Genomic DNA, 17,423 nt, shown 5'->3' with positions numbered 1-17,423 from the left:
TACCACTCCTTTAGTCTTAGTTGCTTTTTTGTCTGAATATTATGTGTCGACGAAACTTATTTAATATTAATGCAAGTTATGTGCCAAAAGTTTCATGCCCAATCTATTAATTAAGACAAGTAAAAATCTTGTGAAAAGGAGAAGGACTTATGATGTTTTGCATAAATTATTCGGGAAAGAATAAAAGAGAGAACGGTTAAGTTGTTGTTTGAATTTTTTTAAATGATAAAAGTTATGCAGCGAATACCTGGATAATGCATTTTTGAATAAAAAATGAAACAATACATAGCTCAATGAAATTTTTCTGCTATAATTAGGAAAGGGAACCGACAGAAACTGACAAAAGTGGAAGGGGGAGAGAGGTGTGTTTTTAATATCGAAAGATATTATTCAATCATTAGTCAAGCTTTCTGTTGATCAGCCTCAGAAAGAATGGCGCGCACTTTTGTCTGATAAAAAGAACCGGTTTATATTTTTGGAGGAAGGCGGAAAGGTGACTTCCTATATTTATTTAAAAGATCTTCCGGTGAGTGAACGCGAAGATGGGGAGCTAGAACAAATCCGACGTTATGCCATGCCGGTTACCGAGTTGAGTACACTGTCCGAAAACCTATCTTTTTCTTCAATCTTCCAGGTGCTAGGAAAAGAACTATCTTTAATTAAAAATGAAAGCGGTTCAATAACAGGGTATGTACTTCGCGAAGATTTGATTGTCGAGCTTTTCAGGCAGGAAAATGAAGATGCCAATATACTGAAAGTATTGCTTATGTCCATCCCGATGGGGATCTTCATTATTGACAATCATGGAATGATAGTCGATTGCAATGAATCTGCCTTGGAAATGACCCGCCTCAAAGTGGGACAGGTTTTAAATTATCCGGCTGAAACGATTTTTGACGCCGGTCATTTAAGGCATGTTTTTCAGACAGGGGAAACCGTATTAAACCAGATACAAGTCACCAACGAGTCCGGTATTCTTGTCGATTACAGCCCGATTGTAAATGACGAAAAAAATGTGGAAGGAATCATTATCATTGTTCAGGATCTCCCGATGGTCGAGCAGATGGCAATGGAGCTTGAATCAGTCAAAAACTTGAACAAGGATCTGAATGCTATCCTATCCAGTATTTATGATGAAATCCTCGTGGTGAATCCAAAAGGTGAATTGATCAGATACAGTGAAAACGCCATTCCTGAATTCTGGGGAGTGGACCTGAAAGATCTGGTCGGAAAAAATATTATGGAGCTTGAAAAGCAGGGGCGATTTATGCCTTCGGTGACAAGGCTTGTCATAGAAAAAAAGAAAAAAGTTTCTGTAGTACAGGAAACCCCGGCAGGTAAAAAGGTCTTGGCAGTCGGAAATCCGGTGCTTGACGAAAATGGGGAAATTGAAAGAATCATCGTGGCTTCTCGTGATATTACAGAAGCGACCCGTCTTCGTGATGAGCTTCGCGAGATGAAGAAAATTTCCGCTCAGTACAAACAAGAGCTTGATGAGATGAAGATGCAGGAAAAATTAAGCCGGAAGCTGATTTACCGCAGTCAGAAAATGGAAGACATTGTGGCACAGATTCATAAAGTGGCTAAATTCTCATCAACCGTACTGATCCAAGGGGAATCAGGTGTCGGGAAAGAAGTGATCGCCCATGCCATTCATCAATTGGGGGGGCGTAAGGAGCGCCCGTTTTTAAAAGTGAATTGCGGAGCGATCCCCGAAGCGCTTCTTGAAAGTGAGCTTTTCGGTTATGTGAAGGGCGCTTTCACCGGTGCCGATCCTGGCGGTAAAGATGGTTATTTTAGACAGGCTGATCAGGGAGTTCTATTTCTTGATGAAATTGGGGAACTGCCCCTCAGGCTCCAGGTGAAACTTCTTCGTGTCCTGCAGGAAAGGGAGGTGGCTCCTATTGGAAGCACTCAAACTTTTTCTGTTGACGTGCAAATAATAGCGGCGACAAATACGAATCTGAGGGAGATGGTGGCGGAAGGAGCGTTTCGCGAGGATTTGTTTTACCGGTTGAATGTCATTCCTATTCATGTCCCGCCATTAAGGGAAAGGCACGAGGACATTCCGCTGATTGCTTTTCATTTTTTGAAGCAATTTAATGAACAGCATGAGAGCAACTATCATTTAACGCCTGATGCTCTCAATTTACTGGAGGCATACACTTGGCCCGGAAATATTCGGGAATTGCAGAACATTGTCGAGCGGTTGGTTGTAACGGCTGATGATGAAATAATAGATGCCAGCGTCGTTGGGCAAGTATTAAAATTAAATGAGCCGATGACAAAGGTTAAACCGATCATTACTAATATCATGCCTTTGCAGGAAGCTTTTGAAGCGGTGGAGGAACAGCTAATAACCCAAGCGATGAATATATATAAAACTACAACGAGAGCGGCAACGGCGCTCGGAATCAGCCAATCCTCTGTTAGTAGGAAATACCAAAAAATTGTGAATAAAAGACGGGAAGGCGATAATGTCGGAATCCGCTAAACTTGATTAGATGATCTCGAACGTGAATAGATTTATGCAATAATGAATAAAGGTATTGCGAAAAGAATAAGTTCTTGATAGAATGAAAGGGCTTTAACACTAAATGATAATGAAGGGCTTTATAATGATGACGTTTTCACTGGCTGGACATGACAATAATGTGCTGGCATGATTATTGCAAGAGTAATGTTAGGCAGTACCCTTAATGATTCCATCATTACGAAAACTAACAAATAAACAATCGAAAATCGGAGTGGAGGGAGATTTACCATGTATTACATTAATGGAGAATGGCATGAATCAGACCAAAAAGAGCAAGTCACGAACCCGGCGACGCTTGAAGTGATTGACACTATCTCGGTTTGTGGTGCAGAAGAAACAAAAGCGGCGATTGCAGCAGCAAAAGAAGCTTTTAAGACTTGGAAAAAAACAACAGGTAATGAAAGAAGCGCCTACCTCTTCAAAGCAGTTAAGCTTATGAAAGAAAGAGTGGACGAGCTAGCACAGATTATTACATTGGAAAATGGGAAACCGCTTCCGGATGCAAAAAGAGAAGTGCTCAGCGCAATCAGCTATCTTGACTGGTATGCGGAAGAAGCGAAAAGAATTTATGGCGAAGTGCTTCCTGCTTCCCACCAAGATAAAAGCCTGATGGTCATCAAACAGCCGGTTGGAGTCTGCGGAGCCATCACACCATGGAATTTCCCACTTTCGATGATTACAAGGAAAATCGCTCCAGCACTTGCAGCAGGCTGTACAATTGTCCTTAAACCTGCATTGCAGACACCACTATCTGCCATCAAAGTGTTTGAATGCTTCCATGAAGCAGGACTTCCAAAGGGCGTTGTAAACCTTGTTATCGGACCTGCTGAAGAAATCGGAAAAGAATTGACATCCAGCACGGATGTGCGCAAACTTACATTCACAGGATCTACATTTATTGGTAAAAAATTAGTACGTGACTCAGCGGACACAATGAAAAAAGTGTCGATGGAATTGGGCGGACATGCTCCTTACATCGTTTTTGAAGATGCGGATATTGACCTTGCGATTGAAGGTGTCATGCTTTCCAAATTCAAAAACTCCGGTCAAACATGCATCAGTACGAACCGTGTGTATGCACATAAAAGCATCGCCAAGGAATTTGCGGAAAAGCTTGCTAAACGTACTGCAGAGCTGAAAATCGGTGATGGATTGGAAGAGGGAACGGACGTTGGGCCATTAATCAACGAAAAGGCGCTTGAGACAATGAAAAATCAAGTGGCAGATGCCGTGAAGCATAACGCTGAAGTTATTGCAGGAGGCAACGTTTTCAATTACGAAAAAGGAAACGGATATTTCTTCGAACCGACTGTCATTTTAAATGCTACAGAAGACATGGTCATCGCGACGGAAGAGACATTCGGTCCAATCGCACCGGTATTCACGTTTGAAAGTGAAGAAGAAATCGTTGAAAAAGCAAATAATACATTATACGGACTTGCAGCTTATTGCTATACAAAAGACTTGGGCCGCGGCTTGAGAATGATGAAAGAACTCGAGTTTGGAATCATTGGTATCAACGATCCGGCTCCTATCGTCATTCAAGCTCCATTCGGCGGTATCAAAGAGAGCGGAATGGGTAAAGAGGGCGGAAAATTTGGTCTGGAAGAGTATTTGGAAGAAAAATTCGTATCCATTTACGAAAATTAAAGATTACGGATTGTGCGTAAATCATTTTACGCACAATCCCATTAAAAAAGGAGGGGCTGTCTATGGGAACGCAGTTCGAAAAAGCTATAGAAGCAGCAGGAGCAAGATTAATGACCTTAGACGACATCTATAAAGTAAATGAGATGGCAGCCATCGGATTCGGGGATCCGAACATTCCATTCAAGCCTGAGCATTTGGCCAGTCAGATTGAAATTTTTCCTGAAGGCCAGGTGGTTATAGAACATGAGGATGGAAATATCGTAGGTTCATGTTCAAGTGTCATTGTAAACTTTGAGGAGTATGGCGTAAAACATGATTTCGATGAAATTTCAGATAATGGATATATAAAGAACCACAATCCAAAAGGTAAAAACCTTTATGGAACAGAAGTGGTTGTACACCCGGAATACAGGGGACTGAAAATTGGAAAGCGTTTATATCAGGCCAGAAGGGCCATTGCACAGGAATTTAACTTGGAAAGCATCCTTTTCGGGGGGCGTATTCCAAACTATCATAAACATGCAAATGAATTGACTCCGGAACAATATGCCGCAAAGGTAGTCAGCGGAGAAATCTATGATCCCGTCATGACATTCCAATTGAAGAACGGGTTTGAATTCAGGGCAATCATGCCAAACTATTTGCCGACAGATGCAGAGTCATTAAAATACGCAGCTTTAATGGAGTGGAAAAACCCGGATTATAAACCGATGTAATCGTTTAATAAAAATGATAGATGGATATTTTCGGATTAGCTCTATGTTAATCCGAAAATACTATCCTCTAAATATAGTACTTTTGGAATGAGTAAAATAAACTAGGTAGAAACGGGAATAGAGGAGGGTGTTACATGGGGACAAACACATCATTGAAAAGATCCCTAGGTTTATGGGCAATCGTTGCATTAGGTTTGGGTTATATGACACCTACGGTTGTATTCGATACATTTGGAATCGTTTCCAAACAAACAGGCGGACTTGTCCCCTTGGCATATGTCGTAGGTTTGATTGTTATGCTTTTTACGGCAATCAGTTATGGAAAGATGGTAAAAGTATTTCCAAGTGCAGGCTCTGCTTACACATATACACGGGAAACGATGGGTCCCCGTTTGGGATTCCTTGTCGGCTGGGCTTCATTGCTTGACTATTTACTTCTGCCGCTTGTAAACGCTGTCATAATCAGGTTGTACATGGAATCTCTTTTTCCTGATGCTTCTGCATGGATTTGGGTGCTCATCTATGTCGCCTTTGTAACAGCCATCAACGCGTTCAGCATGAAATCAACATCAGGAGTCAACGTCATTTTAGTTATCTTTACTTTGGTTTTAATGGCCGCTTTTGTTGTATTAGGGTCAATCCAGCTCTATAAAGGAATGGGTACAGGGACCCTTTTAACCATTCAGCCATTGTTCCAGGCGAATATGCATATAACCGCCGTGTTAACCGGTGCAACAGTTGTATGTTTTTCATTTATCGGTTTTGATGCGATCACCATGTATACGGAAGAGGCAAAGGATATTAATGTAATGCCAAAAGCGATCGCATTCACTGTCCTTATCGGGGGAGCCGTATTTTTCATTGGCGCGTACTTTGCACAAACATTATTCCCTGACGTTTCGGTATTCAATGTCGTCGATGATACGCTCCCTGAGATCGCATTGTACGTCGGTGGCGTCGTATTTCAATTGATCTTCCTATCCGGAGCATTTGCAGCGACCATAGCATCCGGACTGGCTTCACACTCAAGTGTTTCCAGACTTCTGTTCGTAATGGGCAGAAACGGTGTCTTGCCGAAAAAACTCTTTGGATACGTACATCCGAGGTTCAGAACGCCGCTTTTTAACGTCATTTTCGTGGGACTTGTCAGCCTGCTCGCGATGGGGCCAAGCCTTGAGTTGATCTCTGCTGTCATTAACTTCGGTGCTTTGATAGCGTTCACATTCGTGAACTTGTCTGTCATCGCATATTTTGTATTTAAAAAGAAACAATACCAAACCCCAAAACAAGTATTCTCATATATTGTCATGCCTACTCTTGGTGCCGCTTTTACAGGGGTTCTGTGGGCGCACTTGCATGCCGATGCATTCATTGGAGGAATTGTGTGGGTAATCATTGGGGTCATTTACATGCTTATCATGTCCAAGATCTTTAACAGGGATATAACAGATCTTGGTGTGGACGAGGCTGATAGAATGACAAGTTGAAAATAGATTAAGAAAGCAGCGACCAATATGGAAAAGAGGGGCAGCCTACAACAAGGGGCTGCTCATTTTTTCTGGTCACTAGCCAATAAGCTGGTTTTTTAGTAATATAGACCAAATTATAATTGAAACGGTGAGTATATGGTTTCGTACGAGAATTTTTTTCTGTTTATACTAATCAGTATTCTGGGTCCTGTGATTGGTGTACTTATATTAATCATATTTAATACGTTTGAAAAACAAATTTACTTACTGGAGGTGGAGAACTCTAAAGTATTATTGGAAAAAGAGTTGGAAACTACCAGATATGTCAGACTTAATCAACAGATACAACCTCATTTTTTATTTAATGCTTTAAATTCTATGTTTAGTTTAATACGTTTAAAAAAGTATGACCGTCTAGAAGAGGTCTTTGAACATATGGTCCTATATTTACGTTCAAAATATGACCAGGAACAGGTACTTTATTTTTTAAAAGAAGAAATCGAGTATACAAACCATTTTTTAGCTATACAAAAACTTCGTTTTGGGAATCGGCTGCGGGTAGAATGGCATGTTGAAGAGGGAATTGAGGAAATACTCATTATTCCATATCTAATACAGACACTTGTTGAAAATGCATTTAAGCATGGAATTGAAAACCTTGAGGGGCCGGGAGTTGTTAAGATTATGATACAAGCTACTGAACGTCGGCTATTAATAATTGTTAAGGATAACGGACCCGGTTTTGCTTTTAATCCACTAGAAGAACAGTCCGGGGTGGGCATAGGATTAAAAAATATCTCTAAAAGATTACATCTTTTGTTTGGCGAGGATGCAAAGATGACATTCTCTCTGGATCGCCAACATGAAGAGCAAGGCGGAAAAGTTATTGTGTCAATGCCAAAAGTTTTTAATAGGAATGATCTTGGAGGGGAAATGAATGAACATTCTAATATTGGATGACGAACCCTTAGAATTGGAACAATTAGAGTTTTTAGTTCACTTGCATTTTCCTACTTGGAAAGTTTATAAAGCACTTTATGGGACGGAGGCAATTGAATTAGCTCAAAATATGCTTGAAAAAGGTTCTTTTCAATTGGCACTTATGGACATAAAGCTTCCCGGTAGAAATGGCTTAGAAGTTGCAACGAAATTGAAGTCTTTAATGCCTGATTTAGAAATTATCATCATTTCAGCATTTCAAAACTTTGATTATGCTAAGCAGTCTATACATTTAAAAGTTTTAGATTACCTTGTTAAACCGGTTATTGAAAGAGAATTAGTGGAAGCATTGCAAACCTTTCTGAAAACATGTCCTGAACACGAGAATTACACAGAAGTTGTCCGGTCAGTTATTCAGGTCGTAAAGGAGCAATATAAAGAACCTCTGAGACTAGCTTTGATAGCTGAAAGCTTTCATATTAATGTTAGTTACTTAAGCCGGCTTTTCAGAGAAGAGGTAGGTGTAAATTTCTCTGATTTTTTGCTGAATTATAGAATTGAAAATGCAAAAAAACTGCTGATGCAAAATAGAAACTGGTCCATACTTCGAGTAGCGGAAGAATGCGGCTTTAACAGCCAGCACTATTTTAGCAACGCTTTTAAAAAGATTGTCAGATGCACACCAAAAGAATATCGAAACAGGAAAGTGGTTTAAGCCCAAGATGAAACCCTTAAAACCTATCAACATCACCTATTTAATTTCAAGTTGGGTATCCATCAGCATGATATTTATCATTGGAGAAGTCGTCACTAGATTTGGTGTTTTTTCTAGTTTAGTGATTGTTTCTGCCTTTTTATTGGCCTTTGCAGTTTTCTTCGTATTGCAAAGATCGCCATTCAGAATAAAGAAAAGTTCCTTATTGGGAAGATTTATTACAACAATTAGGGTTCTTGAAATATATGTTCTTCACCTTTTTATCTGTGGTCTAATTTTCCATACGGCATTTCATGTAAATATGTACATCTCGATTTTTGCCACTGCTTTTATTTTAATGATATGTGCCGTTTATCTCCCGAAAGGGCAGAAATTCAGGCAAAGTATAAAAGACACAAGATTTATATTGATTAGTGGCCTAGCGATACTTCTCCCAACTTATATTTATTTGCAAAAAGGCCTAGAATCTTTATATCATAATCTTTTGTACTATCAGCCTCAGGTCCTGAATCACGATTCAAAAAGCCTGTGGATGTTATTCCTGATTGCTTTTATAATATTTCTTTCAAAGCTGTTGCTTCAACGGGAAGTCATTGATAAGTACACCGGTCAAAGTTTTTATAAAGTAATTTTTAAATTCTCAATGGCAGTTTTCATCTATTGTACTTTTATACTAGCTTTTGCGACAGTGAATGTTGTTGCTATCACACAAAATTTAGACTACAGTCAAGCGAATGAATTATTCATATTGCTTGTAGAGAAGTTCTCTCTGGCAATAGTCTTTAAAGTTTTCTGTATAGTCCTTTATTTCAGCACTCTAATCATATTAATTGATTCGCTTCCTCCAATTCTAAATGAAAGAAAAGAAAACACATTTCTTAGCAAATCTTTTGTATTTATTTTGATAGCCGCCTTTCTAACAGTCCTTATTTTTTTTCATTATAGTCTTCTGTTTATTTATGTGTTTTTCGGCTGTTTAATAAGCCTCCTTGTAATGGCAGCGTTTATCATGCAAATGATTAGCAGTCTGAAAAGAAGGATGTCATTAAAGTTAAAAAAGTCCTAACAATAATGCAAAATTATTGTTAGGATTTTTTTTATAATACAAACAATAGGATTGTGAGAGGCAATTACAAGTTGTAGATGATGATGAAAGGGTTATCATTCTAGCGATCAAAAAAAGATGATGGACAAAGAGGAGGGGATTAGTTTGAGAATATATATACTACAGAGGTTACTCTCTCTTATTCCGGTAATGCTTGTAGTGGCAATTGTTGTTTTTTTCTTAATACACCTGACACCTGGTGATCCGGCATCAATCATTCTGGGGCCTGAAGCTCTGCCGGAAGATATTAAAGCGCTGCAGGCGGAGCTTGGTTTAGACTTACCGATTTATCAACAGTTCCTCAATTGGTTTAGCGGAATTTTGGTAGGTGATTTAGGGGACTCCCTATATCTGGATATGCCTGTTTTGACAGCGTTTACAAGCCATTTAGGCCCTACTTTATCCCTGGCTATTTTGGCACAGCTGATCTCAATCATCATTGCTATTCCATTCGGAATTATGGCAGCTACGAAGAGAGGGACTGCAGTAGATCAGTTTTTCATGGTATTCGCATTACTTGGCATCTCTATACCCAGTTTTTTGCTTGGACTTCTGCTAATCCTTTTATTTGCAGTAGAATTGCATTGGCTTCCGGCTGCGGGATATCAACCGTTAAGTGCAGGATTATGGAATCACTTGAGGTTTCTCATTTTACCGGCAATTACCCTTGGAGCTATTCAAGCCGCATTAATTGCCCGTATGACCAGATCCTCCATGCTGGATATATTAAGTATGAATTATATTAAAACAGCCCATGCAAAAGGATTGAAAGAAAGAGTAATCATTTACAAACATGCTTTTAGAAATGCGCTGATCCCAATCTTAACGGTGGTTGGCCAGGCTTTTGGCACTTTAGTAGCCGGAGCGGTAGTTACTGAGGTCGTTTTCAATATACCAGGAATAGGACAACTTATTGTAAACGCTATACAACGCAGAGATTACGTTTTAATTCAAGGTACGGTTCTATTAATCGCGGCAACTTATGTATTCATTAATCTATTAGTTGACTTATTATATGGCGTCGTAGATCCAAGGGTTCGGTTAAATAAAAAGTAGGGGGTGAGGATATGATTTCAAACGCAATAGAACAGAATGTGGAAGGGCGAAAAAAAGAAATCACAAAAGAAAGACGAGCTTTATTTCTCAGACGAGTTTGGGCTAATAAAATGGTTGTAATTGGCGGGGGGATTATTTTTCTCATCACCTTGCTAGCACTTTTTGCTCCACTTATTGCCCAATTTACCCCATATGATTTGGAGGCCGTAAACCGTTTAAAACCACCAGATGCAACGCATTGGTTTGGTACAGATAACTTTGGTCGAGATATTTTCAGCCGTGTGGTTTATGGAGCTAGAGTGTCTTTGGCTGTGGGGCTTTCCGTAGCAATCATTACTGGTTTCCTTGGTCTATTTATTGGCATGTATTCTTCTTATTACCGGGTACTAGATCATATTTTGATGAGAATTGCTGATGGTTTAATGGCATTTCCTTCAATTTTGCTGGCGATTGCCATTATGGCGGTAATGGGACCTAAACCAATTAATGTAGTCATTGCCATTGTCATTGTTGAAACACCAGGTGTGGCGCGAATTGTCCGTTCGGCTGCTCTTGTAGTGAAAGAACAGACTTATATAGAGGCCGCAAGAGCCCAAGGAGCAAGTTCTTGGAAGATCATTTGGTCACATATTGCGCCAAATGTTCTTACTCCTCTGATTGTCCAAATCACATATGTATTTTCAGTTTCCATGATTATAGAAGCATCATTAAGCTTCTTAGGTGCGGGAATACCGGTACCAGAGCCAAGTTGGGGCAATATTTTATATGACGGAAAAAGTGTCATTCAAACGGCGTGGTGGATGACTGTATTTCCAGGCATATTTCTTTTGCTGGCTGTTTTAGGCTCCAATCTGCTTGGAGACGGTATACGAGATCTGATTGACCCTCAATCGAATAAAGCAAAAAAATAATGAATAGCCAGGTAAAGAACCACACTTAAGGAGGTTGAAGATGTCCAGTCAGTCACTGTTAGAAGTTAATCATTTAAAAACGACCTTTGCTACCGAAGAAGGGCCTGTCACTGCAGTTGATGATGTCACCTTTAGAGTGAACAAAGGAGAGACTATAGGGATTGTAGGGGAATCCGGATGCGGTAAAAGTGTAACCTCCGAATCAATCATGAGATTATTAAATGAAAAAACAACAAAATATGAAGGTGAAGTCCTGTTCGAAGGGAAAAATTTACTGCAGCTTAGCAAAGCTGAAATGCGGGATATACGTGGGAATAAAATTTCCATGGTTTTTCAGGACCCTATGACTTCTTTGAATCCAGTGCAAACAATTGGGGATCAAATAGCTGAAGTGATTGTTATCCACCAAAAAGTGAGTAAAGGTGAAGCATATAAAAAAGCTGAAGAAATGCTGAGGCTTACTGGCATACCTGCTCCTGAAAAAAGAATCAATGAATATCCTCATGAACTATCTGGTGGAATGAGGCAGAGGGTATTAATCGCCATGGCCTTGGCATGCAGGCCCAAAGTACTTATTGCAGATGAGCCGACCACTGCTCTCGATGTTACGATTCAAGCCCAAATTTTGGACCTTATCGATGAATTGAAAACAGAGCTGGAAATGGGAGTGATGATGATCACTCACGACCTTGGTGTCGTAGCTGAAGTTTGTCAGCGGGTGGTCGTCATGTATCTTGGACAGGTGATTGAAGAGGGAGAGGTGGGGGCACTATTTTCCCGCCCGCTCCATCCTTATACAAAGGGGCTTTTGAAGTCGATTCCGCAGCTTGACGGAGACCGGACGGAAAAACTGCACGTGATTAAAGGAGTGGTTCCTCCTTTAACGGCTGTTCCAACTGGTTGCCGTTTTGCCCCAAGATGTGCATTTGCTGACGATCACTGTACGAGTCAAGCACCTGTCCTACAAGAAATAGATAATGGACAAAAAGTGAGATGTTGGAAGGCTGATGAGTTTTTAAAAAAGGAGGGTGAACATAATGCAGCAACAGTATGAGAAACAGGAACCTCTCCTCCAGGTAAAAAACTTACAAAAACATTTTCCAATAACTAATCCGCTTGGCAAAGTTACTGGACAGGTTAAGGCGGTTAATAATGTAACGTTTGATTTATATGAAAAAGAGACATTAGGGCTTGTTGGAGAATCGGGCTGCGGTAAAAGTACTACCGGAAGAACAATTTTACGATTGACAGAACCTACCTCTGGGACCGCCTTATATAAGGGGAAGGATATCTTTCAATTAAAAGAGAAGGCATTTATGCCGATAAGGAAAGAAATGCAAATGGTCTTTCAGGATCCACATTCTTCACTGAATCCTAAAAAAAGAATTGGTTACAGCATAGAGGAGCCCATGAAGATTCAAGGTATCGGTACAAAGGCTGAAAGAATGGAAAAAGCCATGGACCTATTAAACAAGGTCGGATTACGCAGAGATCAATATTACCGGTATCCCCATGAGTTTTCGGGAGGACAAAGACAACGGATTGGACTCGCGCGAGCACTCGCTGTCACCCCAAAAGTCATTATATGTGATGAGCCCGTTTCCGCTCTGGATGTTTCTATACAATCACAGGTGATTAATTTATTGCAAGAATTACAGGAAGAATTTGAACAAGCCTATTTATTTATTGCCCATGATCTAAGTGTTGTTCGCCATATTTCCGATCGAATCGGAGTAATGTATTTGGGCAGTATTGTAGAATTGGCACCAACTGATGAACTTTTTAAAAATCCAATGCACCCTTATACCCAGGCCTTGCTATCTGCCATACCGATTGCCAATCCTCATAGAAAAAAAGAAAGAATTGTCATTAAAGGAGATGTCCCCTCTCCAACAAATCTGCCGTCAGGATGTGTTTTTCATACCCGGTGTCCTTACGCCATGGATCGTTGTAAATCGGAAATTCCAACAATCAGTCAAGGAGAAAATGGCCACCAGGTTGCTTGCCACCTGTACAACTAGTTTTTAAGGGTGAGATAAAATAAGAGAGAGGAATACATCTTATGATTAAGAAGCTGCATCTCCAAGGTTCTGCGAAGGAAATAGGATTCTGCCACGGAAGCAAAGGTAAGCAAGAAGTGATGAATAGCTTAGAAACATATGAAAGGCTTTTTTATGGATTTAAAAATATTAGTTGGTCTGAAGCCAAGGAACTCGCGTTGCTCCATTTAAATGCCATTGAAAAATATGACTTACAGATGGTTGAAGAAATGGAAGGGATTGCGAATGGTGCTGGAGTAGATTTTGAAGACATTTTGACATTAAATGCCCGAAGTGAAATCGCCCTGACGAATAAAGGTGATATTTACTCTGATGGTTGTACGACCATGGCTATTACCAGCCCTATTATTAACGACACGATCATTGGCCAAACTTGGGATTGGACGGCAACACAAAAGAATAGTTTGCTGTTACTTGATATTCAAGCTAAATCTAAACCACGTATCTCAATGGTGACCGAAGGGGGAATTATAGGAAAAATAGGTTTCAATTCAGCTGGAGTCGGTCTATGTTTTAATGCTCTTATTGCGGATAAAAGGACAAACGAGATCCCGCTTCATCTCGGGACTAGGGCGGTCTTAAATTCATATTCTCAAGCTGAAGCAATTTCCAAAGTTGCAAACGGGCAAATTGCTGCCTCTGCCAGCTTTTTAATTGGGTATGATGATGGCAACGGAAACGGGATGGCAGTGAATCCGGAGGTATCTCCTTTCGGAATTGATTATGTAGGCGGCGATGAAGGATGGCTGGCTCATACAAACCATATTTGTTCTGAGATACTAAAAAAGAAGTTAAAGGATTTGAACGAACTTAGATTTGAAGACTCCATTCTTAGAAAGAAAAGAGCCGACCAACTCATAAAAGCAAGCATAGCTACTAAAGAATCCATCAATGAAAAAACATTTGAGAGATGGCTGTCAGATACATTTAATAAACCAAGCTCTATTAATCACTTTCAAAATAAAAATGCTCCTGAACATCGGAGAATGGAGACAATCTTTTCCATTATTATCAATTTATCAAAGAGGAGAGCATTCTTACGTATTGGTCAAGAAGGAAAGTTTGAGGAAATAGATACAATGACCGAAGTAACATTGTAATTTGAATAAAAAATATACAAACGGGGGAAACACCATGAAAAAAGCACTTATATCTTTTCTGATTGTCTTTTTGTTAGTTGGTTGTGGCTCGTCATCTGAAGATGCTGGAAAAAGTGGAAATAGTGATAAAAAAGGCGGTACTCTAAATGTCGCTTATATGGCACAACCGCCTACCTTGGATCCGCATGCTACTGTTTCGGTGGCCACGAGTGAAATTGGACGTAATATTTTCGAATCGCTCTTGGCCTTTAATGAAAGGAATGAGGCGGCACCATTGCTGGCAGAGACATTTGAATCCAGTGAAGATCTCAAAAGCATCACATTCAAATTAAGAAAAGGTGTTAAATTCCATAACGGAAAAGAAATGACAGCGGATGATGTCGTAGCTTCTATGGAACGGTGGAGACAGTTAAATGGCAAGGCAAACACTTATTTTTCCAAATCTGAATTTGTAAAAGAAGATGATTATACGGTTGTATTAAAAATGGATAAGCCATTTACAATCGCGAAATATATATTAGCTACTAATATCAACTTCCCGGCTATTATGCCAAAAGAAGTGATCGACAATGCACCAAAAGCCGGAGTTAAGGAGTACATTGGAACAGGCCCGTTCAAGCTCGAAGAGTGGAAACAGGATCAATATATTAAGATGGTTAAAAACGAAGATTATCAATCGCCGCGTAATGAACCTGATGGATTGGTCGGTAAAAAGGAGCCAATGGTTGATGAATTGGTTTTCCGTATGGTTCCGGATGCATCAACCAGGACTGCTGGAATTCAAACGGGTGAATATGATGTAGCACTTAGCATCCCTTACGATAATGTTCCTTCAATAGAAAGTGACGCGAATTTAGAAACAGTTACTCATCCAGAAGGATTCAGCACAGTTGTATTTAACAAACGCAATGGGCTATTTTCCAATGAAAAAGCTAGACAGGCGTTAAACTTGGCAGTGGATAAAAAAGAGGTAATGATGGCTGCCTTCACGGATGAAAAGTTTTATACGCAGGAACACGGATTATTATCTAAGGAGTATGTAAGTTGGTATAGTGAAAAGGGGAAAGACAAGTATGATGAATATGACCCGGAAGCGGCCAAAAAATTGTTTAAAGAAGCTGGTTATAATGGGGAAGAACTAACAATATTAACTACAAGAGATTATGAGGACCAATATCAAATTGGTGTTGTCATCCAGGAAAATCTTAAAAAAATTGGAGTTAAATCTAAGTTGGAAGTCTATGACTGGGCAACCTTGATGGAAGTTAGAGAAGATGATAAATTTTATGATCTAATGCCAATGGGATATAACCCGGTCACTGATCCAACACAAATTAACTTTTTAGACTCCAGGATTAATTATACAGGTTGGTCCAATAGTCCGGAAATTGATAAACTATTAGATCAATTAATGGTTGCTCCTTCTGATGAAGAGGCTAAAGAGATATTCGGCAAGCTTCAGGAAGAATCTTGGAATTACTTACCTGCAATTAAATTTGGGGATTATGATAGTGTTGCCGCTGTACGTACAAATGTTAAAAACTTTGAGATGTTCCATGGTCCGGTATTTTGGAACACGACAAAGTCTGACTAATCTATCCCATTGGCCGACTGAATATAATTCGGATCCATTCACGGAAAAAGGTTCCACAATTACATGATAAAAGGCGTCCCTCCGCTAAGAAAGCTTAGTGGGGAGACGCTGGTTTTTTACTTTTCATCAAATAGGTAACGGTTACAGTGATAATGAAAATTGAGTAAAAAGATGTCAAAAAAGTTAAAAAAGCGCCAACAATAGTGCAACTTTATTGTTAGGAGATTTTTTATAATGAGTTAACAGGATGAAGGGAAGTGAAAACAAGCTTTGTAAATGAATGAAATGCAAAATGTAAGGGCTGTCATTTTGCATCTAACATTTACAATGTGCCATTAGGCTGTGTTTATCATTCATCGTCCATATTCAATGGAGCGCTGTAAAAAGAAAAATTCCAACGATAAGTCAAAAAGCAAATGGCACCAGGTAGTTTGCCACTTGTATATTTAGTTTTTAGGGAGGAATGCACTTCATGGTTAAAAGATTACATCTCCAAGGCTCTGCAAAGGAAATAGGATTCCAGCATGGGAGCCAAGGGAAACAAGAAGTGATGAATAGTCTGGAAGCGTATGAAAGGCTATTTTACGTAGCCAAAAAAATGAGTTGGCAAGAGGCAAGGGATCACGCTTTGATTCATTTAGACGCGATTGAAAAATATGACCTGCGGATGATTGAAGAAATGGAAGGGATTGCAGAGGGAGCGGGAGTAGATTTTGAAGATATCTTGGCATTAAATGCCCGAAGTGAAATAGCCCTGACGAATATAGGGGAAGTTTTTTCGGATGGTTGCACGTCCATGGCGGTTTCCAGCCCCATCATTAAAGACACGATCATCGGCCAAACCTGGGATTGGACGGCATCACAAAAAAACAGTTTGCTATTGCTTGATATACAAGCTAAGAATACCCCACGCATAACAATGGTAACCGAAGGAGGGATCATTGGGAAAATTGGTTTTAACTCAGCAGGAGTAGGTTTTTGTCTAAATGCTTTAGTTACAGATAAAGGGACAAACAAAGTACCGTTGCATCTTGGATATCGAGCCGTATTAAACTCATATTCCCAAGCCGAAGCAATTTCCAAGATATCAAATGGGCAAATAGCTGCTTCCGGAAATTTTTTAATTGGCTATGATGATGGCGATGGAAATGGAATGACAGTGAATCTGGAGGTCTCTCCTTTTGGGGTTGATTATGTAGGTGGAGACGATGGATGGTTGACCCACACAAATCATATTTGCTCGAATGTCATTAAAAAACATGTAAATGACATGAATGATGTTCGGTTTGAAGATTCAATTCTTCGAAAGAAAAGGGCTGATCAACTTATTAAAACAAGCATAGCTGCTAAAGAACCAATCAATGAGCAAACGTTTGAGAGATGGTTATCGGATACGTTGAATAAACCATGCTCCATTAATCATTTTGAAAATGAAAACGCACCAGAGTATCGAAAGGTAGAAACAATTTTCTCTATTATTATGAATCTATCGGAAAGAAGGGCATTATTACGTGTAGGTCAGGAAGGAACATTCGAAGAAATAGATCATATAAGAGCGGTAACAATGTAATG

General features: G+C 39.7%; 13 protein-coding genes. All 13 read left to right on the top strand.

Going from position 1 to position 17,423, the window contains the following annotated elements; translation table 11 throughout:
* Window positions 1-364 precede the first annotated feature (364 nt).
* The 13 genes from C509_RS0114190 (at window position 365) to C509_RS23990 (ending at window position 17,421) form a co-directional block, all read left to right on the top strand.
* Window positions 365-2,494 (top strand): sigma 54-interacting transcriptional regulator, encoded by a 2,130-nt coding sequence (locus C509_RS0114190; protein WP_018707587.1) that lies wholly within the window; start codon window positions 365-367, stop codon window positions 2,492-2,494.
* 270 nt (window positions 2,495-2,764) lie between these two features.
* Window positions 2,765-4,186 carry an NAD-dependent succinate-semialdehyde dehydrogenase gene (locus C509_RS0114185; protein WP_018707586.1) on the top strand — a complete coding sequence of 474 codons (1,422 nt, stop codon included), beginning with the start codon at window positions 2,765-2,767 and terminating at the stop codon, window positions 4,184-4,186.
* A gap of 62 nt (window positions 4,187-4,248) precedes the next feature.
* On the top strand, window positions 4,249-4,902 hold the full coding sequence (locus C509_RS24000) for a GNAT family N-acetyltransferase (protein ID WP_018707585.1): 654 nt from the start codon (window positions 4,249-4,251) through the stop codon (window positions 4,900-4,902).
* Window positions 4,903-5,036: 134 nt separating this feature from the next.
* Complete coding sequence (locus C509_RS0114175) at window positions 5,037-6,389, top strand: APC family permease (RefSeq protein WP_018707584.1); 1,353 nt, start codon at window positions 5,037-5,039, stop codon at window positions 6,387-6,389.
* A gap of 276 nt (window positions 6,390-6,665) precedes the next feature.
* Complete coding sequence (locus C509_RS0114170) at window positions 6,666-7,331, top strand: sensor histidine kinase (RefSeq protein ID WP_169509215.1); 666 nt, start codon at window positions 6,666-6,668, stop codon at window positions 7,329-7,331.
* A complete protein-coding gene (locus tag C509_RS0114165) occupies window positions 7,309-8,025 on the top strand; it encodes a response regulator transcription factor (protein ID WP_018707582.1) in 717 nt (238 codons plus the stop codon). The genes C509_RS0114170 and C509_RS0114165 overlap by 23 nt, the downstream gene beginning before the upstream one ends.
* A 1,210-nt stretch (window positions 8,026-9,235) precedes the next feature.
* Window positions 9,236-10,186, top strand: coding sequence for an ABC transporter permease (locus C509_RS0114155; RefSeq protein ID WP_018707580.1), 951 nt, complete (start codon window positions 9,236-9,238; stop codon window positions 10,184-10,186).
* Between the two features lie 11 nt (window positions 10,187-10,197).
* Window positions 10,198-11,097, top strand: a complete 900-nt coding sequence (locus C509_RS0114150) for an ABC transporter permease (RefSeq protein ID WP_018707579.1) — start codon at window positions 10,198-10,200, stop codon at window positions 11,095-11,097.
* 40 nt (window positions 11,098-11,137) lie between these two features.
* Window positions 11,138-12,151: an ABC transporter ATP-binding protein gene (locus C509_RS0114145; protein WP_018707578.1), complete on the top strand. Its 1,014-nt coding sequence runs from the start codon at window positions 11,138-11,140 to the stop codon at window positions 12,149-12,151.
* Entirely contained in the window at window positions 12,135-13,118 is a 984-nt protein-coding gene (locus C509_RS0114140; protein ID WP_018707577.1) for an ABC transporter ATP-binding protein, read from the top strand. Before C509_RS0114145 ends, C509_RS0114140 begins: the two co-directional genes overlap by 17 nt.
* Before the next feature lie 41 nt (window positions 13,119-13,159).
* Entirely contained in the window at window positions 13,160-14,257 is a 1,098-nt protein-coding gene (locus C509_RS23995) for a C45 family autoproteolytic acyltransferase/hydrolase (RefSeq protein ID WP_018707576.1), read from the top strand.
* 34 nt (window positions 14,258-14,291) lie between these two features.
* Entirely contained in the window at window positions 14,292-15,851 is a 1,560-nt protein-coding gene (locus C509_RS0114130; protein ID WP_018707575.1) for an ABC transporter substrate-binding protein, read from the top strand.
* 472 nt (window positions 15,852-16,323) lie between these two features.
* Window positions 16,324-17,421 carry a C45 family autoproteolytic acyltransferase/hydrolase gene (locus C509_RS23990; RefSeq protein ID WP_018707574.1) on the top strand — a complete coding sequence of 366 codons (1,098 nt, stop codon included), beginning with the start codon at window positions 16,324-16,326 and terminating at the stop codon, window positions 17,419-17,421.
* Window positions 17,422-17,423: the final 2 nt, after the last annotated feature.

The organism is Siminovitchia fordii DSM 16014 = CIP 108821, from assembly GCF_000374565.1.
GTDB classification, from domain to species: domain Bacteria; phylum Bacillota; class Bacilli; order Bacillales; family Bacillaceae_C; genus Siminovitchia; species Siminovitchia fordii.
This window is presented reverse-complemented; position numbering and strand designations above follow the sequence as displayed.